General features: G+C 74.4%; 16 protein-coding genes and 1 pseudogene. 7 read left to right on the plus strand and 10 right to left on the minus strand.

Annotated features, from left to right (window positions below; translation table 11 throughout):
• Both ACFVGY_RS17215 and ACFVGY_RS17220 read right to left on the minus strand, forming a co-directional pair.
• On the minus strand, positions 1-435 hold a 435-nt coding region (locus tag ACFVGY_RS17215; protein WP_385677523.1), incomplete at its 3' end, for a DJ-1/PfpI family protein.
• 251 nt (positions 436-686) lie between these two features.
• The gene (locus tag ACFVGY_RS17220; protein WP_385677525.1) at positions 687-1,646 is read right to left on the minus strand and encodes a GlxA family transcriptional regulator; all 960 of its coding nucleotides are present in this window, start codon (positions 1,644-1,646) and stop codon (positions 687-689) included.
• A 104-nt stretch (positions 1,647-1,750) separates the two neighbouring features.
• On the opposite strand from ACFVGY_RS17220, the gene ACFVGY_RS17225 reads away from it, so the two are divergent.
• The gene (locus ACFVGY_RS17225) at positions 1,751-3,388 is read left to right on the plus strand and encodes an ABC-F family ATP-binding cassette domain-containing protein (protein WP_385677528.1); all 1,638 of its coding nucleotides are present in this window, start codon (positions 1,751-1,753) and stop codon (positions 3,386-3,388) included.
• Between the two features lie 45 nt (positions 3,389-3,433).
• Here ACFVGY_RS17225 and ACFVGY_RS17230 read toward each other — a convergent pair whose 3' ends face one another.
• The 6 genes from ACFVGY_RS17230 to ACFVGY_RS17255 all read right to left on the minus strand — a co-directional run bounded on the left by ACFVGY_RS17230 (position 3,434) and on the right by ACFVGY_RS17255 (position 10,782).
• Positions 3,434-4,207 (minus strand): SDR family NAD(P)-dependent oxidoreductase, encoded by a 774-nt coding sequence (locus ACFVGY_RS17230; protein WP_385677530.1) that lies wholly within the window; start codon positions 4,205-4,207, stop codon positions 3,434-3,436.
• A 32-nt stretch (positions 4,208-4,239) separates the two neighbouring features.
• Entirely contained in the window at positions 4,240-5,421 is a 1,182-nt protein-coding gene (locus ACFVGY_RS17235) for an MAB_1171c family putative transporter (RefSeq protein ID WP_385677533.1), read from the minus strand.
• Positions 5,411-5,911: a hypothetical protein gene (locus ACFVGY_RS17240; RefSeq protein ID WP_385677536.1), complete on the minus strand. Its 501-nt coding sequence runs from the start codon at positions 5,909-5,911 to the stop codon at positions 5,411-5,413. Before ACFVGY_RS17240 ends, ACFVGY_RS17235 begins: the two co-directional genes overlap by 11 nt.
• Before the next feature lie 259 nt (positions 5,912-6,170).
• A complete protein-coding gene (locus tag ACFVGY_RS17245) occupies positions 6,171-8,618 on the minus strand; it encodes a Tex family protein (RefSeq protein ID WP_385677539.1) in 2,448 nt (815 codons plus the stop codon).
• A gap of 80 nt (positions 8,619-8,698) precedes the next feature.
• Positions 8,699-9,565: a hypothetical protein gene (locus ACFVGY_RS17250; RefSeq protein ID WP_385677542.1), complete on the minus strand. Its 867-nt coding sequence runs from the start codon at positions 9,563-9,565 to the stop codon at positions 8,699-8,701.
• A 131-nt stretch (positions 9,566-9,696) separates the two neighbouring features.
• Complete coding sequence (locus ACFVGY_RS17255; RefSeq protein WP_385677545.1) at positions 9,697-10,782, minus strand: hypothetical protein; 1,086 nt, start codon at positions 10,780-10,782, stop codon at positions 9,697-9,699.
• 394 nt (positions 10,783-11,176) lie between these two features.
• Between ACFVGY_RS17255 and ACFVGY_RS17260 the strand changes: the two genes are divergently transcribed.
• Positions 11,177-12,742: a M1 family metallopeptidase gene (locus ACFVGY_RS17260; RefSeq protein WP_385677548.1), complete on the plus strand. Its 1,566-nt coding sequence runs from the start codon at positions 11,177-11,179 to the stop codon at positions 12,740-12,742.
• A 31-nt stretch (positions 12,743-12,773) separates the two neighbouring features.
• Here ACFVGY_RS17260 and ACFVGY_RS17265 read toward each other — a convergent pair whose 3' ends face one another.
• Positions 12,774-13,676 (minus strand): oxygenase MpaB family protein, encoded by a 903-nt coding sequence (locus ACFVGY_RS17265; protein ID WP_385677550.1) that lies wholly within the window; start codon positions 13,674-13,676, stop codon positions 12,774-12,776.
• A gap of 126 nt (positions 13,677-13,802) precedes the next feature.
• Between ACFVGY_RS17265 and ACFVGY_RS17270 the strand changes: the two genes are divergently transcribed.
• The 3 genes from ACFVGY_RS17270 (at position 13,803) to ACFVGY_RS17280 (ending at position 17,219) form a co-directional block, all read left to right on the plus strand.
• Positions 13,803-14,306 (plus strand): hypothetical protein, encoded by a 504-nt coding sequence (locus ACFVGY_RS17270; RefSeq protein ID WP_385677553.1) that lies wholly within the window; start codon positions 13,803-13,805, stop codon positions 14,304-14,306.
• A gap of 98 nt (positions 14,307-14,404) precedes the next feature.
• Positions 14,405-15,391 carry a sphingomyelin phosphodiesterase gene (sph, locus tag ACFVGY_RS17275; protein WP_385677556.1) on the plus strand — a complete coding sequence of 329 codons (987 nt, stop codon included), beginning with the start codon at positions 14,405-14,407 and terminating at the stop codon, positions 15,389-15,391.
• A gap of 274 nt (positions 15,392-15,665) precedes the next feature.
• On the plus strand, positions 15,666-17,219 hold the full coding sequence (locus ACFVGY_RS17280; protein ID WP_385677559.1) for an alpha/beta hydrolase family protein: 1,554 nt from the start codon (positions 15,666-15,668) through the stop codon (positions 17,217-17,219).
• A 124-nt stretch (positions 17,220-17,343) separates the two neighbouring features.
• Here ACFVGY_RS17280 and ACFVGY_RS17285 read toward each other — a convergent pair whose 3' ends face one another.
• The gene (locus ACFVGY_RS17285) at positions 17,344-19,197 is read right to left on the minus strand and encodes an AMP-dependent synthetase/ligase (protein WP_385677562.1); all 1,854 of its coding nucleotides are present in this window, start codon (positions 19,195-19,197) and stop codon (positions 17,344-17,346) included.
• A gap of 100 nt (positions 19,198-19,297) precedes the next feature.
• Between ACFVGY_RS17285 and ACFVGY_RS17290 the strand changes: the two genes are divergently transcribed.
• Entirely contained in the window at positions 19,298-20,023 is a 726-nt protein-coding gene (locus ACFVGY_RS17290) for a MerR family transcriptional regulator (RefSeq protein WP_385677565.1), read from the plus strand.
• Positions 20,024-20,077: 54 nt separating this feature from the next.
• A pseudogene (locus ACFVGY_RS17295) lies at positions 20,078-20,716 on the plus strand (1,4-alpha-glucan branching protein); the annotation flags it as partial.
• Positions 20,717-20,809: the final 93 nt, after the last annotated feature.

The raw sequence follows: 20,809 nt of genomic DNA on the forward strand, positions 1-20,809 counted from the left end.
CCAGTTTCCCCGTGGAGTGGGGGGCTGGTCTTGGTGTATACCCGCGCGGGGGGGGGGGGGGGGGGCGGGTGCGCGGGGGCGGGGGGGGGGCGGGGCGCGGCCCCCCCCCCCCGCCGCCAGGAGGAGCGAGCCGGTGCAGACGGACGTGGTCCAGGTGGTGGTCGCGTCGACCGTGCGGAGCCAGTCGAGGACCGCGGGGTTGTCCATCTCCGTCTCCGGGTGGGGGCCACCCGGGACGACGACGACGTCGGGGCGGGTCACCTCGTCGAGGCCCTTCTCGGCGACGAGGGAGAGGCGGCCGCTGTCGCAGCGTACGGGGCCGGGGCGCTCTGCGACGAACACGGTCTCGGAGTCGGGGAGTTGGACGAGGGTCTCGTAGGGGCCGACGGCGTCGAGCGCGGTGAAGCCGGGGTAGAGCAGGACGGCTGTTTGCATGTCTCCTCCGGAGGTGTGCGGTGGTGGGGGGGTGCCGCCCGTACCGGTCGTGGCGGGCGCGCAGTTCCCCGCGCCCCTGGGTACGGGGGCGCGTCCGTGGGTTGTCGGGTGCGGTTCTTCTGTGGCCGGGCGCGCAGTTCCCCGCGCCCCTTGCGGGGCGCGGAACTTTGGTGAGCACGCAGCCCTCGCACCGGGCAGCGCACTTCCCCGAGCCTCGGTGACGTGGCTTCCCGCGGGTCCCGCGGTGCCGGTCAGGGGTGGCCGAAGCGGCGGCGGTATTCGGCCGGGGGTTGGCCGAGAGTTTTGACGAAGGCGCGGCGGAGGGCCTCCGGGGTGGCGTAGCCGCAGGCCCGGGCGATCTGGGCGACGCCGTCGCCGCTGTCCTCCAGCATCCGGCGGGCGTGCTCGACGCGGACCCGTTCCACGTACCGCCCCGGCGTGACCCCGGTCTCCGCCTGGAAGGCCCGGGCGAAGTGCCGGGGCGAGAGCCGGGCCCGCTCCGCCAGCGCCGGCACGCTCAGGTCCGCGGCCGGGTGCTCGGTGATCCAGTGCTGGACCTGGCGCAGCGGGTCCCGGCGGGCTGTCTGGGCCGCGAGCTGGGCGCTGAACTGTGCCTGGTTGCCCGGCCGGCGCAGGAAGACCACCAGATGCCGGGCGATCTCCGAGGCGATCTCCCGCCCGTGGTCCTCTTCCACCAGGGCCAGCGCCAGGTCGATCCCGGCCGTCACCCCCGCCGAGGTGGCGACCCGCCCGTCCCGGACGTAGATCGGGTCCGGCTCGACCGCCACCCGCGGGTAGTCGCGGGCCATCTGCTCGCACGCGGACCAGTGCGTGGTGGCCCGCCGGCCGTCCAGCAGTCCGGCCTCCGCGAGCAGCAGTCCGCCCGTGCACACGGACACCAGCCGCTGCGCTCCACCCCCGTGGGCTCGCAGCCAGTCGGTGAGCCGTGCGTCGAAGTTGCCGGAGTAGCGGCCGCCGGGCACCAGGAGCGTGGTGTCGGGGCCCGGCCGCTCGTGCTCCAGGTCCCCGTCGGGCACCAGCGTGAGCCCGCTGCTGGTCCGCACCGGGGCTCCGGCCAGGGAGGCGGTCCGGATCCGGTAGCCGGCCTGCCCGGGGAAGTGGGCCACCCCGGCGAAGACCTCCACCGGACCGCTCACGTCCAGGCTCTGCAGCCCGTCGTAGAGGACGACGAGCACGGTGTGCGACGACATGGCCCCATGGTGTGAGACCGGGCGCGATGGCCGCAATGACGGGCATCCCACCTATCCGGCCACCGGCTCGGCCGTCGGCTCGGCGCGGATAGGATCGGTGGACCATGACTGCAACCCTCGTCGCCAAGAACCTCAGCGCCGCGCACGGCGAGCGCACGCTCTTCGCCGGGCTCGACCTCGTCGTCGCGCCCGGCGACGTCATCGGCCTCGTCGGTGTGAACGGCGCCGGGAAGTCGACCCTGTTGCGGCTGCTCGCCGGCCTGGACACCCCCGAATCCGGTGAGCTGCGGCTGTCCCCGCCCACCGCCGCCGTGGGCCACCTCCCGCAGGAACCCGAGCGCCGGGCCGGGGAGACCGTGTACGAGTTCCTGACCCGGCGCACCGGTGTCGCCGCCGCCCAAATGGAGCTGGACGCGGCGACGCAGGGCCTGGTGGACGGGACGCCCGGCGCGGACGACGCGTACGCAGTGGCACTGGACCGGTGGCTGAACCTCGGCGGCGCGGACCTGGACGAGCGGGCCCGGGAGACGGCGGACGAGCTCGGCCTCGCCGTGAGCCTGGACCTGCCGATGACGGCCCTGTCCGGCGGGCAGGCGGCCCGCGCGGGCCTGGCCTCGCTGCTGCTGTCCCGCTACGACGTGTTCCTGCTCGACGAGCCGACCAACGACCTCGACCTGGAGGGCCTGGAGCGGCTGGAGCGGTTCGTCACGGGGCTGCGCGCCGGCACGGTCGTCATCAGCCACGACCGCGAGTTCCTCACCCGGACCGTCACCAAGGTCCTGGAGCTCGACCTGGCCCAGCAGCAGATCAACCTCTACGGCGGCGGCTACGACGCCTACCTGGAGGAGCGGGCCCGGGACCGCGCGCACGCCCGCGAGGAGTACGAGGAGTACGCCGACAAGCGGGCCGCGCTGGAGGGCCGGGCCCTGATGCAGCGCAACTGGATGGACAAGGGCGTCCGCAACGCCCGCCGCAAGGCCACGGACAACGACAAGATCGGCCGGAAGCTGCGCGGCGAGGCGAGCGAGAAGCAGGCCGCCAAGGCCCGGCAGACGCAGCGCGCCATCGAGCGGCTGGATGTGGTCGAGGAGCCGCGCAAGGAGTGGGAGCTGCGCATGGAGATCGCGGCGGCCCCGCGATCGGGGTCGGTGGTCGCGACCCTGCGCGAGGCGGCCGTGCAGCGCGGGGACTTCTCCTTCGGCCCAGCCAGCCTCCAGCTCGACTGGGCGGACCGGGTGGCGATCACCGGCGCGAACGGTGCGGGCAAGTCGACGCTGCTGGCGGTGCTGCTGGGCCGGCTGGCCCCGGACTCCGGTGCGGCCACGCTCGGTGCGGGAGTGCAGGTCGGCGAGGTGGACCAGGCCCGCGGCCTGTTCCTCGGCGAGGAGTCGCTGCTGGAGGCGTTCTGCGCGGCGGTCCCGGACACCGAGCCGGCCGACGTGCGGACCCTGCTGGCGAAGTTCGGTCTGAAGGCGGCGCACGTGCTGCGCCCGGCGGCGACGCTGTCCCCCGGCGAGCGGACCCGGGCGGCCCTGGCGCTGCTCCAGGGCCGCGGGGTGAACCTGCTGGTGCTGGACGAGCCGACGAACCACCTGGACCTGCCGGCGATCGAGCAGCTGGAGTCGGCGCTGGAGGCGTACGAGGGCACGCTGCTGCTCGTCACGCACGACCGGCGGATGCTGGACGCGGTGCGCGTGACCCGCCGCCTCCAGGTCGCGGACGGCAAGGTCGTCGAGCTGTAACGGGCCCCGGGCAGCGGGGCCCCGGCCGCCCGGCCCCGCTGCCGGCTAGCAGCCGGCGGGTGGGCGGCGGGTGCGGGCCATCTTCCTCGCCACGAAGCCGCGCGGGAGGTGCCGGGCGGCCAGCGCATACGCCCGGTAGCGGCGGCCGGTGATGCTGACCGGCCGGCGCAGGGCGAGGTCCCGCAGGGCTTTGGCCACCACGGCCTCCGGCTCCAGCCAGACCGCCTCGCGCAGGGAGCTCACGTCCATGCCGGCGCGTGCCTGGAACTCGGTGCGGGTGAACCCGGGGACCACGGCCAGCACCCGGACCCCGTACGGCTCCATGTCGACCCGCAGGGACTCGCTGAACGCGGTCACCCAGGCCTTGGCGGCCCCGTACGTGCCGGTCGGCAGCAGTCCGGCGACCGAGGACACGTTCAGCACGGCTCCGCGGCGGCGCTCGCGCAGCCCGGGCAGCAGGGCGTGGGTGAGCCGCAGCGGGACCTTCACCAGCAGGTCGAGCATCCGCTCCTCGTCCTCGACGGGGCTGTACGGGAAGGGCGCGGCCAGCCCGAACCCGGCGTTGTTGACCAGGACGTCGACGGGCCGGGCGGCCTCGGCGAGCCGGGCGGCGACGGCCGCGCAGCCGGCGTCGTCCAGCAGGTCGGCGGGCAGCACCTCGCACTTCGTGCCGAACTCGCGGCCGAGTGCGCGGGCGACGGCGTGCAGGCGGTCCTCGTCGCGGGCGACGAGGACGAGGTCGCAGCCCTTGGCGGCGAAGCCGCGGGCGAAGGCGGCACCGAGCCCGGCACTGGCCCCGGTGATCACTACGGTGGTCAAGACGGCGTCACTTCCTGCGGTGGTACGGGGAGTCAGGGTGCGAAGTCGGCGGTGGCGGGCGAGCCGTAGGCCTGGGCCACGTCGACGAGGAAGCGAGCCTCGTCCTCCAGGCCGGCGTCGCTCCCGGCGGAGTGCTGCATGACCGCCGGGAGCACCCAGTACGCGGCCTGCCAGGGCTTCCCGGGCTGTCCGGCGAGCTTCGCCCCGCGCGCCTCCTTCAGGACGCAGGCGAGCGCGGCCGCCGTGCGCCGCGGCTCGGGCACCCCGCGGAGCGTGACGTGGCTGCGGGCGAGCTCCGGGATGCCGGGGGCGACGTACTCGCCGAGGATGAGGATGGCGTCGCGGGTCTCGATGACCTTGCGGTACACGAGCATGTTGCGCGGGACCCGCGGCCACAGCAGTTCCAGGAACCGGCCCGCCCGGGGCTTGGTGAGCACGACGTGCGGTACGGCCTGCACCAGGTCGCGCCACAGCGGCCACAGCCGCCAGGCGGTGGCGGTGTCGGCGGCGGTGCGGCGCAGCGTGAACGCGGTCGGCACCAGGATGGCGGCGGCGCGCAGCAGTCCGTGCACGTTCATCATCAGCGGCAGGGCGGGCAGCGCCCAGGAACTGCCGAAGAGGGCCTTGAGGAGGTAGCAGAACCAGAAGACGCCGGCGAGGGCGGTGCCCAGGCCGAACAGCCGCAGCCCGAGCGCCAGTCCCCTGCTCTCGGTGCGGCGGCCGTAGCGCCAGCACAGCGCGACGCAGGCGGTGTTGGCGAGCAGGTGCGCGGCGATGAGGAGCAGCCAGTACGCGAGGGAGGGCACGGGGCCGCCCCGCGGCGGGATGGTGTGCGCGCCGTGCCCGGGCGCGGCCAGGTCGAGGACGACGAGGAGGGTCAGCCAGGCCACCGTGCCCGCCCAGGCGGCGCGTTGCAGGGTGCGGCCGCGGGTGGCGGACGCCACGAAGTAGAGGACGGCGCCGGCGGACAGTACGCCGGTGAGGTTGCGGACCAGCGCGACGGCGTGGGCGCAGGAGGGATCGCGCATCGCGTACGCGACGACGTCGGGGAGGTTCAGGGTCATCGCGGCGGCGGCCGTGGCGACGGCGAGCCACAGGCCGCGCTGCTGCGGGGAGCGCAGGGCGGCGCGGGCGCGCAGCAGGACCGCGATCCACAAGCAGGCCACGCTGGGCACGGCGAGCCAGTCGCCGAGCGCGGTGAGCTCAGTGGCCACGGCGGCGCCGCTCGTATCCCATGGCGGACTCCAGCCGAGCGAGGGTGCCGCGGAGTTCGGCGGTCGGCTGCGGGCAGGGGACGGCGGTGCGGATGCGGATCATGCTGGCGAGCATCTCCGCTTCCTGTTCCTGGCGGGTGGTGTAGTCGGCGCGGCCGAGGACGACAGGGGCCCGGCCGTCGTGCTCCTCTCCCTCCAGGGAGTGGTGGCCGAAGAGGATGTGGCCGAGTTCGTGGAGGACGATGTGCTCGCGGTGCAGCGGGGTGGTCTTCTCCTCGTAGAAGACGTAGTCGACCCGGGCGGTGCCCACCCACAGTCCGCAGACGCCGGTCTCCGCCGCCTCCTTGGGCAGCGGGTGGAGGCGGATGGGGCGGCCGCGCTGCTCGGCTATCCGCCCGCACAGCCCCTCCAGCGAGAACGGGTGCGGCAGGTCCAGATGGCCGAGAATCTTCTCGCACCGTTTGCGGAGGCCGAGTTGAGAGTGGGGCATGTGATCCCTCTTCGGACCCTTTCGCGGGCAGCGTCGGTAGGCATGGGCAGGCATGGGCGTGGCGTCCTGTGCCATCAAGGGGGCCTCGGGGAGTGCGGTCCTGAGGGAAACGGAAACGCCCGTCCGCCTGACGACGAACGGGCGTTCCACCATGCCTACAGATCACGTACGGGAGTTCGCAAGGCGCGTCCCCGCGGGGGGTTCCGTTTCGGCCACCTCCGTGCCCCCTCCTGTACGCTCCGGTGACGCGTGCCGGACGCTACCGCCTGCGGCGGTCCTCGGAACCCGGCCCCGCGAGCCCGGCCCGGCGCAGCGCGTCGGCCATGGCGCTGTTCGCGGGGGCCGGGGCGCCGCCGCCCTGGCCGCCCTGGCCGCCCTGCCGCCGGCCCTCGCCGCCGGAACGGCTGCCGCCGCGCCGGCCGTCCTGGCCGCCGCGCTGCTGCGGGGGACGGCCGCCGCCGCGCCGGTCCTGGCGGTCCTCGCGCTGGCGGTCCTCGCGCTGGCGGGGCGTGCCCGCGGCGGAGCCGGCCTCGTCGTCCAGTCGGAGGGTCAGCGAGATCCGCTTGCGCGGGATGTCCACGTCCAGGACCTTCACGCGGACGATGTCGCCCGGCTTGACCACGTCGCGGGGGTCCTTGACGAAGTTCTTCGACAGGGCCGAGACATGGGCCAGCCCGTCCTGGTGGACGCCGATGTCGATGAAGGCGCCGAAGGCCGCCACGTTGGTGACGACGCCTTCCAGGACCATGCCGGGGGCCAGGTCGCCGATCTTCTCGACGCCCTCCTTGAACGCGGCCGTCCGGAACGCCGGCCGCGGGTCGCGGCCCGGCTTCTCCAGCTCGCCGAGGATGTCGGTGACGGTCGGCAGGCCGAAGGCCTCGGTGACGAACTGCTCGGGCTTCAGCGAGCGCAGCACCGACGTGTTGCCGATCAGGGCGGCCACCTCGTTGCCGGCGGTCTTCGCCATCGCCCGGACGACCGGGTACGCCTCGGGGTGCACGCTGGAGAAGTCCAGCGGGTCGTCGCCGCCGCGGATCCGCAGGAAGCCCGCGCACTGCTCGTACGCCTTGGGGCCGAGCCGGGGCACGTCCTTGAGGGCCTTGCGGCTGCGGAAGGGGCCGTTGGCGTCGCGGTGGGCCACGATGTTCTCGGCGAGTCCGCCGCTGATGCCCGACACGCGGGCGAGCAGCGGCGCGGAGGCGGTGTTGACGTCCACGCCGACGCCGTTCACGCAGTCCTCGACGACGGCGTCGAGGGAGCGGGACAGCTTCACCTCGGACAGGTCGTGCTGGTACTGGCCGACGCCGATCGACTTGGGGTCGATCTTGACGAGCTCGGCGAGCGGGTCCTGCAGTCGGCGGGCGATGGACACGGCCCCGCGCAGGGACACGTCCATGTCCGGGAGCTCCTGCGAGGCGAAGGCGGAGGCCGAGTACACGGAGGCGCCCGCCTCGGAGACCATCACCTTGGTCAGCTTCAGCTCGGGGTGGCGGGAGATCAGCTCACCGGCGAGGCGGTCGGTCTCGCGGGAGGCGGTGCCGTTGCCGATGGCGATCAGTTCGACCGAGTGCTGCTCGGCGAGGCGGGCGAGCTTGGCCAGGGCCTCGTCCCAGCGGTTCGCGGGGACGTGCGGGTGGATCACGTCGGTGGCCACGACCTTGCCCGTGGCGTCCACGACGGCGACCTTCACGCCGGTGCGGAAGCCCGGGTCGAGGCCGAGCGTGGCCCGGGTGCCGGCGGGGGCCGCGAGGAGCAGGTCGCGCAGGTTGGCGGCGAAGACCCGTACGGCCTCGTCCTCGGCGGCGGAACGCAGCCGCATCCGCAGGTCGATGCCGAGGTGCACCTGGATCTTCGTGCGCCAGGCCCAGCGGACCGTGTCGCCGAGCCACTTGTCGCCGGGGCGGGCGCGGTCGGCCACGCCGAAGCGGCGGGCGATCATGCCCTCGTACGCGGAGGGGCCGGGGGCGGCCGCCGTTTCGGCGTCCTCCGGCTCCAGGGTGAGGTCGAGGACGTCCTCCTTCTCGCCGCGCAGCATGGCGAGGACGCGGTGCGAGGGGAGCGCGGTGAACGGCTCGGCGAAGTCGAAGTAGTCGGCGAACTTCGCGCCCGCCTCCTCCTTGCCCTCGCGGACCTTCGCGGCGAGCCGGCCGCGGCCCCACATGCGCTCGCGCAGTTCGCCGATGAGGTCGGCGTCCTCGGCGAACCGTTCGGTGAGGATGGCGCGGGCGCCCTCCAGGGCCGCGGCCGGGTCGGCGACGCCCTTGTCCGCGTCGACGAACGCGGCCGCGGCGGCGGCCGGCTCCACCGACGGGTCGGCGAGCAGGCCGTCGGCGAGCGGCTCCAGGCCGGCCTCGCGCGCGATCTGGGCCTTGGTCCGCCGCTTCGGCTTGAACGGCAGGTAGATGTCCTCCAGCCGGGCCTTGGTGTCGGCCGCGTTGATCCGGGCCTCCAGCTCGGCGTCGAGCTTGCCCTGCTCCCGGACGGAGTCCAGGATCGCCGCCCGCCGGTCCTCCAGCTCCCGCAGATAGCGCAGCCGCTCCTCGAGGGTGCGCAGCTGGGCGTCGTCGAGCATCTCGGTCGCTTCCTTGCGGTAGCGCGCGATGAACGGCACGGTGGAGCCGCCGTCGAGCAGCTCGACGGCGGCCTTGACCTGCCGTTCCCGTACGCCGAGCTCCTCGGCGATCCTGCCTTCGATGGACGTCGTCACGATCGGGTCCCGCCTGCCTTCGTTGTGCGTTGGACGGTTGCCCATTGTGGCAGGTGGCGGTGGTGGCGGGCGGGAACCCGTCAGGCCGCCTTGCCGAAGGCGTGGGAGGGGAAGGCCCCGGCGCTGACGGCCTTCGCGGCGAAGCCGCCGCCGAGTTCGGCGAGCCGGGCCAGGCCTTCGGCGCCCAGGTGCTCGTAGGGGGCGGCGTCGAGGCGGTCGGTCTCGTCCTCCAGGTGCTCGCGGAGGGCCTTGCCCTCGACGGTGAGGTCGCCCTCGTCGTCGAGGAGCCCGCGGGCGCGCAGCCGGGCTGCGGCGGCGTCGATGTCCTCCTGCTCCCAGCCGCGGACCGCCTTGATCCACTTGGCGTTCATGCCGCGGCCGGTCGCGCTGTGGGTGACGAGGGCCTCCAGCGGGTCCAGGCCGGCGAGGAGCAGCGCGGCGACGTGGCCGTCGCCGCGGTGCTCGCGCAGCAGGGTGGCGGCGTGCCACAGGCGCAGGTGCGGCTCCTCGGGGACGGGGAGGTCCGCGTGGGCGGCGTAGAGGGTGCGGGCGTGCCGGGTGCAGGCCTCGGTGGCGCGCAGGGCGAGGTCCGCGGCCTCGGCCAGCTCCGGGGAGGCGACGGTGTCGTCCCCGAGGAGGCGGCGCAGGGTGCGGTCGGCGGCGCGCAGGCGGGCGGCGAGGGCCTGCTCGGGGGTGATCGTGTCCCAGACGGCGGGCAGGTGCCGGGCCAGGAAGTCGTACCGGTAGTTGTAGAAGGTGGCGGCGACGGTGCCGGTGCCGACGGCGCCCATCGCGGCGGCGCGGGAGGACAGGGCCGCCCGGGAGTGGTCGTCGACGCCGAGGGCGGCGAACTCCGCGGTCAGGTCGGGCGAGAAGTAGATCGTCGCGTGGAGCGGGTTGATCGCACCGTGCCAGGCGCGACGTGCGGCGTGCTCGGGAAGCGTCATGGGAGCAGGCTACCGACTGCTCGGTATGCCGGTCCGCGGGGCCCCCGTCGGGACCGGTTCCGCCGTGCTGCTGCGCGGTACCCGGCCCAAACCGGCCGGGTACGGCGCAGCAGGCCGGGTGCGGCGCCGGTTCAGCGGCGCCAGCGGTTCCGGTCGGGCCCCTTGCAGGTGTAGACGGCGCCGGACCTGCTCACGCCCGTGGCCCCGGCCGGCGAGCAGAAGGCGCCGGGCGTCACGGTGCCGGCGGCCGAGCCGCCGCCGGACGAGCTGCCGGTCGAGCCGCTGCCCGAACTGCCGGTCGAACCGCCGGACGCACTTCCGGACGCACCGCCGAATCCGCCGTCGGTCGGGCCACCTGTGGAGGATCCGCCCGAGGTGGCCGGGCGTGCGTCGTCGGAGTCGTCGCCGGTTGCGGCCGAGGGCGGCGCGGCGCTGGGGTGGAGCGCGGTGCCCGGGGCGGCGGGGCAGCCGGTGCCGGGTGCGGCAAGTTGCAGGACGGCGGTCGTGGTCCGGGCGGAGCGGACCTCCTGTCCGGCTTCCGGCTCCTGGAAGCAGACGGTCCAGTCGTCGGCCGCGGCGGCGACGAGGGCGACGTCCGCGTACGCGCTCTTCGGCTCGACGGCCCGGAAGGCCAACGGCGCCAGGCTCCGGCCGGCCTCGGCGAAGGTCCGGCCGACCACCTCGGGCACGGCCGGGTACGGGATCGGGCCGCCGTCCCTGGCCGGACAGGGCAACTGGGTGCGGACGACGGCGAAGTCGAGCGTGACGGGGCCGGCCGGGGGCTGCTCCGCGGTCGTCTGGAAGCAGACGCGCCAGGCGTCCTCGTCCGCCTGGGCGGCGTCCTCGGGGCCGGCGTCGTGGGAGACGGTGCGGAATCCGAGCGCGGCTGCGGCCGCCTTGGCCTGGCGCAGGCTCCGGCCCACCTGGTCCGGGGGCCGGACGGCGGCCGTCGTGCCCGGGGCGGTGGTGGCGGGAGCGGCAGCCGGCCTGGCGTCGTCCGCGGTCCCGTCCGGCGGGTCGCCGAGCAGCGGCACCAGGAACCACAGACCCGCGAGGACGGTGGCGACGGCCTTGCCCGCCGTGCGCCAGCGGCTCGTCCAGGCGAGGGCGATCCCGATCGGCGGCAGGAGCACCAGCAGGGCGACGATCAGAGCGGGATGCCGCCACCACCGCTCGGCCCGGACGGAGGCATGGGGGTACTGCGGGGGAAAGGTCACAGGGGTTCCTCGCGGCGTTTCGGTGTGATGGGCGCGGTGCGGCCCGCCGCTCCTCCCGGGCGTCACCCGGAAGCGGGAGTTCATTGTCTGATGGTCAGACAGGAACCGCAGGGTTTTCGCCAAAGCCGCTCGGGGAGGCACCACGGAGGAATCCGGACAAGCCGCCCGGTCCGCACGGGGCACCGGCGCGCCGCCCGACGGCGCCACGGGCCCCGCACGGCCCGGGACGCGGCGGATGCGCAGGCCGGGCCGGGTGCGGTGGCATGCCGCCCAACGGGCGTTTTTCTTGCGACCGGATGGCGATCGTGTGACAGCAGGGGCCATGGACATGACGTGGCGGGCCGGGCGTGAATACGGTCGGACAAAGCCTCCCCCCTCACCACTTGGAGCCTTCGTGCACCGCAAAGTCATCGCCCCGAGCGTGCTCGCCGCCTCCCTGCTGCTGGTGATCCCGGCATCGGCCGCGGGTTCCGCCGCGGGCGCGCCGGGTATCGGCGACCCCTACTACCCGGCCAGCGGCAACGGCGGATACGACGTGTCGCACTACGACCTGCGCCTGAAGTACCAGCCGAAGACGGACCTCCTGGAGGGCACGGCCACCCTCCTGGCCACCGCCACCCAGGACCTGTCCCGCTTCAACCTCGACTTCGGGCTGAAGGTCAGTGAGGTGCGCGTCAACGGCGCCAAGGCGAAGTTCGCCACCTCCGGTGCGCACGAGCTGGAGGTCACCCCCGCCCAGGCGCTGCCGAAGGGCCGCCAGGCCTCCGTCGTCGTCAAGTACGCGGGCAAGCCTTCGGAGTTCAAGGTCGACAACTGGTCCGCCTGGCAGCGCACCCCGGACGGCGGGGTCGCCGCGCAGGAGCCGGACGCGGCCGCCTGGTGGTTCCCGAGCAACGACCACCCGCTCGACAAGGCCACCTTCGACATCTCGGTCAACGTCCCCGACGGTACCCAGGCCATCAGCAACGGCGTCCTGCAGTCGCAGAGTTCACGGCTCGGCTGGACCCGCTACAACTGGCGCTCGAACAAGCCGCAGGCCACGTACCTGGCCACCCTCGCCATCGGCAAGTTCGACATCACCACCGACAAGACCGCGAGCGGCCTGCCCGTCCTCAACGCCTACAGCAAGGACCTCGGCGACAACGCGGGCGCGGCGCGCGCCAGCGTGGAGCGGACCGCCGAGGTCACCGAGTGGCTGGAAGGGGTCTTCGGCCCGTACCCCTTCAACGCACTGGGCGGCTACGTCCCCAATGTGCCGTCCGGCTTCGCGCTGGAGACCCAGACCCGCCCGTTCTACAGCCCCCGGCAGTTCGCGAACGGCGCCAACGTGTCGGTCGTGGTGCACGAGCTGGCCCACCAGTGGTACGGCGACAGCGTCTCCGTCGACGGCTGGAAGGACATCTGGATCAACGAGGGCTTCGCCCGCTACAGCCAGTGGCTGTGGTCGGAGAAGGAGGGTGAGGGCACCGCGCAGGAGCTGGCCGACTGGGCGTACGGGCTGCGCGCGGCGGACGACCCGTTCTGGCAGGTCAAGCCGGGCGACCCGGGCCCCGACAACCAGTTCCACATCGCCGTCTACGACCGCGGTGCGATCGCCCTGCAGGCGCTGCGCAACGAGATCGGCGACGAGAAGTTCTTCGCGATCCTCAAGGGCTGGCCGACCGAGCGGGCCCACGGCAACGCCAAGGTCGGCGACTTCGTCCGGTACGCCGAGAAGGTGTCGGGCAAGCCGCTCGCCCAGCTGTTCGAGACCTGGCTGTACACCCCGGGCAAGCCGTCCTTCGCACCGCCGGCCGGCGCGTCGAAGGACGCCCGCTCGCTGCGGGCGCCGGCCGCGCAGCCGGTGGAGCCGAAGTCGTGGAAGAAGATCGCCGCGACGGACTCGGTCCACGAGCGCGAGCACGCCACCGGCCGCGGCACCAGCCACGGCCACGGCCACGGCCACGGCCACGGCCGCTGACCCCGTAGGGGCCTGCGCGCGCCGACGTCCCTCAGCGGGCGCCGGCGCGCCACTCCGCCCGCGCCCGGTAGGCGATGGGCAGGTAGCGCAGCCGTTCCGGCAGCAGCGGTACCAGCAGCCGCACGGCCGTGCTGAACCGCCGGAGCCTGCGCTCCTGGGCCGCGGTCCACTCCAGCCCGATGGCGGCGCGGGCGTCGGGCGGCATGTACCCGACGGTGACGAAGGCCCTCAGACGCAGGAACCACGCCCGCAGCACCGGCCAGAAGACCCGCAGCAGCAGCCGCACGGGCAGCGGGCCGCCGGTCGGGCGGGGCAGGGGCACGTCCGTGGCGACGAGTTCCCGGGCAACCTTGGTCGGCTCGATCTCCTCCGCCAGCATCCGGCGGTAGTAGGGCCAGTACTCCTCGATGGTCTGGGGCATGTCCCGGTCGCGCAGACCCAGGATCCGCCCGACCTGGAGCCACTCCCGGTACAGCTGCCGCTCCTGCGCCGGGGTGAAGCGGCGCAGCAGGTAGCGTCCGGCGTACAGGTAGATCGGGAACCCGGTGGCGTGCACCCACGCGTAGCAGGCGGGGTCGAGGGAGTGGTAGCGCCGGCCCCGGGTGTCGACGCCCTGGATCTCCTTGTGGAGGCGACGCACCCGCCGGCCCTCCTCGGCGGCCTGCTCCCCGCCGTACACCCACAGCTGCACGGAGCGCAGCGAGCGCTCGCCGCGCCCCCAGGGGTCGGTGCGGAAGACCGAGTGCTCGTCCACACCGGCGCCGATGGCGGGGTGGGCGACCTGCATGGTGAAGGCGGCGGGCAGCATCAGCAGCGCCCGGATGTCCCCCGAGATGGTCCACAGCACCCCTCCGGGGGGCGGCGGCTCCGGGTCGTCCCGGCGGGTACCGGCCGGGCGCGGGCCGGGTGCGGCCGGCTGCTGTGCGGTGGTCATGTGCGTCCCCCTGGTTCGGTGCTCCGTACGTCCAGTATCGCCAGGAGTCCCTCATAACCCCAGGTCGGGGGCCCGCCGGGCAAAGTCGGTGGAGGCGGCGGCGTACGCGGTGGTGTGATGGGGGCCGTGCGCGACGACGTCCCTGCCGCGCTGGACCGCGGCGGCTGTCCGGAGGCGGTGACGCCCTGGGACGAAGAGCCGTGGCGGGCGGCGGTGTTCGCCTGGGTGGAGCGGGAGCTCGCCGCCCGCGGGATGCGTGCGACGGGCCGGCGCGCAGTGCGGCTGCGGCCCTGGTCGGTCCTGGTGCGCCTGACCGTCGAGGAGACCGCGGCGCCCGCGGGCACCGCCGCGCCGACCGCCGGATCCCCCGCCACGACCCTGTGGTTCAAGGCCGGTCCGCCGGCCGGCGCCTTCGAGGCGGGGCTGGCCGAGGCCCTCGCCCGCTGGGCGCCCGGGCACGTCCTCGCGCCGCTCGCGGTCGCCGCCGACGCGATCGGCCGCGCCGCGTCGTGGGGCCGCGTCTTCCCGGCCGCGGCCGCCACAGCCGGCGCGAACGGCACGAACGGGGCGAACGGGCACACCGACAGCGCCCGCTGGCTCCTCGAACTGCTCTCCGAGCCCGCACTGTAAGGATGGCGTCAGAAAGCCGTGTCACGGTTGTTACCCCAAGGTAACCGCGGCTGCTTGGATGACGGGGTCGGTCTCCCCCACGGATTCCTGGAGAGTTCATGCCTCCCGTCCAGCACAGCCGTCGCCGCCGCGCCGCCGTCGTCGTCGCCGCGGTCGCCGCCGGCGCGCTGACCGCTGCCACCGCCCCGGCCGGCGCCGCCGAGAGCGCCGCGTCCCCCCGGCTCAGCGTCCTGACGTACAACGTGTTCCTGATGAGCAAGAACCTGTACCCCAACTGGGGCCAGGACCACCGCGCCGCGCAGATACCGCGGGCCTCCTTCTACCAGGGCCACGACGTGGTCGTGCTCCAGGAGGCCTTCGACAACGGCGCCTCGGACGCGCTGAAGGCCAACTCGGCGTCGCAGTACCCGTACCAGACCCCGATCGTCGGCCGCAGCAAGACCGGCTGGGACGCGACGGGCGGCGCCTACTCCACCACCACCCCGGAGGACGGCGGCATCACGATCCTGAGCAAGTGGCCGATCGTCCGCAAGGAACAGTTCGTCTACAAGGACGCCTGCGGCGCCGACTGGTGGTCCAACAAGGGCTTCGCCTACGTCGTGCTGGACGTGGGCGGCACGAAGGTGCACGTGGTCGGCACGCACGCGCAGTCCACCGACCCGGGCTGCGGCGCGGGCGAGGCGGCGCAGATGCGCGCCCGTCAGTTCCAGGCGATCGACGCCTTCCTCGACGCCAAGAACATCCCGGCGAACGAGCAGGTCATCGTCGCCGGCGACATGAACGTCGACTCGCGCACCCCCGAGTACGCGTCGATGCTCGCCAACGCCGACCTGGCGGGCACCGACTCGCGCACGGGTCACCCGTACTCCTTCGACACGGCCCTGAACTCGATCGCGAACTACCGCTACCCCACGGACCCGCGCGAGGACCTGGACTACGTCCTGTACCGCAAGGGCAACGCCCGCCCGGCCGGCTGGGAGAACAACGTGGTCAAGGAGGAGTCCGCCCCGTGGACGGTCTCCAGCTGGGGCACGTCCTACACGTACACCAACCTCTCCGACCACTACCCGGTGATCGGCCGCTAGCAGCCCGCGCGGCCGTCGGGAAGACCGGGGCGCCAGCACGCCCGATCCCGAGTTCTTCGAGCGGGTGGCCGCGCTCGTCCCGGCCGCCGCGCCGTGCTCCGTCCCGCCACGGTAGGTGGTGGGGGCGGCGGCGCACGTGCGTCCGCCGTCGGAGGACACCGCGCCGGAGTACGACCGCAGGAGGAGCGCGGGTACCTCCTGCGGTCGCACGGCGGCCGCCCTTTCGGGGTGTCCGTGTGCGACTGGGGTGGCATGCGCCGGAGACCGCGGGCCGATGTGCCACCGTGTGCGCCGCTTCGAGGATGGCGGGGTGACCGAGACGATCGCGGGACTGTCCATGTCCCTTCCGGAGTTCCTTGCCGTGCTGGGCGCCGTCGCGCTGGTGGTGGCGCGCTGGCTTCCCCCTGCCGCCCGTCCGCGCGTCACGATGGCGGCGGGGGCGGTGTTCGTGCTGTCCGTGGTCGTGCTGGGTGTGGTGGGGATCCGTTGGCAGTTGCTGCCGGTGCTGGCGGGGGGTGCCGTCGCGCTGCCGTTCGCCCTCTCCCCGCTGCTCCGAACGCTCCGGCGCCGTCCCGGCCGGCGGGCGTGGCGGGCGCGGTGGTGGCTGGCGTTGCCGGGGTCGGTGGCCTGCCTCGGACTGATCGCCGCCGGGCCGGTGGCCGCCTGGGCGTTTCCCGTGCCCGTGTTCCCCGGGCCGTCGGGCTCCTTCGCCGTCGGCACCCGGGTGATGCAGTGGACCGACCCGAACCGCCCCGAGAGCTTCACCGCCGACCCGGACGACCGGCGCACGGTCGTGGTCCAGCTCTGGTACCCCGCGCAGAAGAGCCCCGCGGGCGCGCAGCGGGCCCAGTACCTCGGACGCACGGAGCAGGAGGCGCGCACCGTCTCCGCTGCCCTGGCCCGTGCCGTCGGCCTGCCCGGCTTCCTGGTCGACGGCGTACCGCAGGCCCGCACCCACGCGGTCTTCAACGCCCCGGTGGCCGGTGGGGGCGAACGGTTCCCCGTCGTGCTGTTCTCCCCCGGAGCGGGCGGGGTGCGCACCCAGAACACCGCCTGGGCGGAGGAACTGGCCAGCCACGGCTACGTGGTGGCCGCCCTCGACCACCCGTACGACTCCGCGGCGGTCGTCCTGGACGACGGCCGGACCATCCGCGCCGCGACCGCCTCCACCGGCGACCGGGACGCGGACCAGGAGCTCGCGGCCGGCTGGACGGCCGTCAGGGCCGCCGACCTCGGCTTCGTCCTCACCCAGCTGGAGGGCCTGGACCGCGACGCGATCGCCGCCCCGCCGGTCGGAAGTGACCCGTCGACCGGACGCGACCCGCTGGCCGGGCGCGACCCGCTGGCCGGGCGTCTGGACACCGGCCGGGCCGTGGCGACCGGCCACTCCATGGGCGGTGCCGCCGCCCTGCAGGCAGCCCGGCAGGACCCCCGGTTCGCCGCCGTCATCGACCTGGACGGCTACCCCCACGGCCCCGCCGCCCCGGCCCTCCACCAGCCGGTGCTCGCGCTCACCCAGGCCATCACCCCGAGCACCGACCCGCGATACCTGCCTCGCCTCACCGAGGCCCTCGCATCCGACAGCGCGACGAGCTACCGGCTCACCGTCCCCGGCGCCACCCACCTCACCTTCATGGACGGCCCGCTGTACCTGCCGCCAGTGCCCTCGATCGTCGGCTCCCTGGGGCGCACCGGGAGCCCCCGTGTCGTCGCCGCGACTACGCTCGCCTTCCTGGACGCCACGCTGCGGCACGCGCCCGGCGACCTGCCCGGCGCGCTGTCGGCCTACGGCAGCCTCAGCGTCCACCGCCCGGACGCCCCCCGCTGACCGGCCGCGCCGGCTGCCCTCCGGCGGTCACGGTCAGGAACTCCACCGGCACGCGGCGGACGGCAGTCCCCTACCGGTGACGTGGCCCCCGGCCGCTGCGGGCCGGGGGCCGGGCCGGGTCGGACTACGGGGCCTCGTACGGCTCCGCGTACAGGTTCTCGATCAGGTCCGCGTACGTCTCTCGGACCACCCGGCGGCGCAGCTTCAGGGAGGGCGTCAGCTCGCCCGACTCCGGGCCCCATTCCTCCGTCAGCAGCCGGTAGCGCTTGATCTGCTCGGTGCGGTTGAGCCGGGCGTTGGCCGCCTCGACCGCGCGGGCGACCTCCTCGCGGACCGCCGGATGGCGGGCGAGTTCGGCCAGGGAGCCGGCCTCGATGCCGCGCGCCGCGGCCCAGGCCGGGGCCAGCTCCGCGTCCAGGACCAGCAGGGCGACGAGGTAGGAGCGGCCGTCGCCGTGCACCATGGCCTGGCCGATCAGCGGGTGCTCCTTGACGGTGTTCTCCACCAGCGCGGGCGAGACGTTCTTGCCGTTCGAGGTGACGATGAGTTCCTTCTTGCGGTCCGTCAGCCACAGGAAGCCGTCCTCGTCGAGCCGGCCGACGTCCCCGGTCGGGAACCAGCCGTCGGCGTCGTGCGCCGGCTCCAGCGAGCCGTCGGGCCGCAGGTAGCCGCCGAAGACGGTCTCGCCGCGGGCGAGGATCTCCCCGTCCTCGGCCAGCCGCAGCTCCAGTCCGTCGATCGGGCGGCCGACGGAGCCGAGGCGGAAGGCGTCGGGGCTGTTCACGGTACAGACGCCCGAGGTCTCGGTCAGGCCCCAGGCGTCCATGATCGTGATCCCCCAGCCCGCCCAGAAGCGGACCACGTCGATCGGCATCGGCGCGGTGGCGCTCGCCGTCCACAGCAGGCGGTCCAGGCCGGCCAGACCGAGCAGCGGGTCGAGGACCTGCTCCTTGGCCCGGGTGTACGAGGCTTCGAGTGCTGCCGGGACCGGCTCGCCGCGCTCGCGGTGCCCGGCCCGGGTGCGGGCGAGGTCGCCCGCCGCCTCGATGGCCTCGCGCTGCCCGGCCGGCAGTTGCGCGAGGACCGCGCGTACGGACGCGGCGAGCTTCTCCCACACCCGGGGCACCCCGAAGAACTGCACCGGGCGCAGTTCTCGGACGGCCGGCGCCACGGCGGCCGGGTCGGCGACCATCCGGACGTGCGCCGCCCTCAGCAGCGGCAGGTAGATCCCGAGGATGCGCTCGGCGATGTGCGCGAAGGGCAGGTAGCAGATGTGCTCGGCGTGCTCGGGGAGCTCGACGCGCCGGTCCAGGCGGACGGACTGGAGCAGGATGTTGCGGTGGGTCAGCCGGACGCCCTTGGGGTCCCCGGTGGTGCCCGAGGTGTAGACGACGGTCAGCGGGTCCTCGGGCCGGGTCTCCTGCCAGGCCTTCTCGAAGGCGTCGGCGCGGTGCAGCCGGGCCCCGCTCGCGTACAGGGAGGCGTACGTGCCGTGGCCGCCGGCGTCGGCGTCCGCGGCCGCGGCCTCGGCCACGACCAGCCGCTCCAGGGGGACGGTCCGGTCGGCGAGCAGCGGCTCCCACCGGGCGAGTTCGCGTGCGCCCTCGACCAGGGCGAGGCGGGCCCGGCTGTGGCGGGCGATGTGGGCGATCTGCCCGGGCGCGGAGGTCCCGTACACGGTGACCGGGACGGCGCCGAGGTGGACGAGGGCGAGGTCGCTGAGCCAGTGCTCGGGCCGGTTCCCCATCATGATCAGGACGTGGTCGCCGCGCTCGACTCCGAGGGCGGCGTAGCCGGCGGCCAGGACGGCGACCCGCCGCCGGACCTCGGCCCAGCCGAGGGTGGTCCAGTCGGGGGAGCCGGGGGCGGTGCGCCACGAGAGGGCGGGGAGGTCGCCGTACTCGGCGGCGTTGCGGGCCAGCAGGGCGGGGAGGGTGAGCTCTTCGGGAGGTCCGGGCAGTCGCAGTTTCGTGGTCATGGGCAGCTCCTGGCCGTTTCACATCGTTGGTGCGACAGCAATACTGTTGAACCGCGGTACTGGAACGGGACGTGCTGATCAGAGAGCGGGGCGAGCGACCATGACCACCGGGGTACCCGAGCCCACGCTCACCGTCGACGAGCTCGCCTCCCGGGCGGGGGTCACCGTCCGCACCGTACGGTTCTACAGCACGCGCGGCCTTTTGCCCCCTCCCGTGATCGGACCCCGTCGCGTGGGCCACTACGGGCCGGAGCACCTCTCGCGGCTGGCGCTGATCGAGGAGCTCCAGCACCAGGGCATGACCCTGTCCGCCATCGAGCGCTACCTCGACGCCCTCCCCGACGACCTGAGCGCCCACGACCTGGCCGTCCACCGGGCGCTGGTGGCGACCTGGGCGCCGGACTCCGCCGAGGAGGTCTCCCGGGAGGAGCTGGAGAAGCGGGCCGGGCGGCCGCTGCCGCAGGAGGACCTGCGCCGCCTCGCGGCGATGGACGTGATCGCGGAGAGCGGCGGGGGGTTCCGGGTCGACCTGTCGCTGCTGCGGCTCGGGGTGGCCCTGCTCGACGTGCCGATCTCCCACGCGACGATCCTCGCGGCGCGCCGGGTGATGCTGGAGCACGCCCGGGCGACGGCGCAGGAGTTGACCCGCCTCTTCCGCGACGAGGTGTGGGGGCCGTTCACCGAGGGCGAGGACGACCCGGAGCGGGTGGAGTCCATGAAGGCGCTGTCGGCGCACATGCAGCCGATGATGGTGCAGGCCCTGGTGACCGCGTTCCAGCGGTCGCTGAGGGAGGAACTGAAGGCGGCGTTCGCCACGGGCGATTGACCCCGCCCCGCACGGAACGCCCAACTCCGGCGCGGGGACGGTAGGTTCGGCCGTATGGCAGAGATCCACAGAACCACGATGACCCCCACCAAGCTGGAGCTCCTCGCCGGCTGGCTCCCCGGGCAGCCCTGGTACGCGGCCACGGGCAGTGCCCCGGAGCCGGTCAAGGCCGGCGGGTTCCGCCTCGACGACCCGGAGGGCGAGGTGGGCATCGAGTTCATGGTCGTGGCCGACGCCTCCGCCGAGCCGCCGGTCGCCTACCACGTGCCGCTGACCTACCGGGGCGCCCCGCACGACGGCGCCGAGGCGGGCCTGCTGGGCACCTCCGAGCACGGCGTGCTCGGCAAGCGCTGGATCTACGACGCCACGCACGACCCGGTGGCCGTCGAGCGGCTGCTGGCCCTACTGCGGGGCGAGGCCGAACCGCAGGCGCAGAGCGTCTCCGACGCCCCCGACCCGACGGTCGCCGTGGAGAACCCGGCCGCCGGGCTGCCGGACCCGGACGCGGCCCCGCGGGCCGCGCACGGGCCGCAGGGCACCGAGGTCCACGTGGCCGGGCTGCCCGCCGCCCTAGCGGTGACGCGCGTCCTGCGCCCGGGCACGCCGGCCGACGGCGCGGCCGCGGTCGTCACCGGCTGGACCCTGCCCGACGGGACGCAGCTGCGCGGGGTGTTCGCCGCCCTGCCGCCCCGCACCCAGGGGACGAGAGGCCCCGTCGAGTGCGCGTCGGACACCGTCGCCGGTGCCGCGGCCGGCGGCTGCTCGATGATGGTGTGGGCGTTGGTG

The organism is Streptomyces sp. NPDC127106 (assembly GCF_042677605.1).
Lineage (GTDB): Bacteria > Actinomycetota > Actinomycetes > Streptomycetales > Streptomycetaceae > Streptomyces.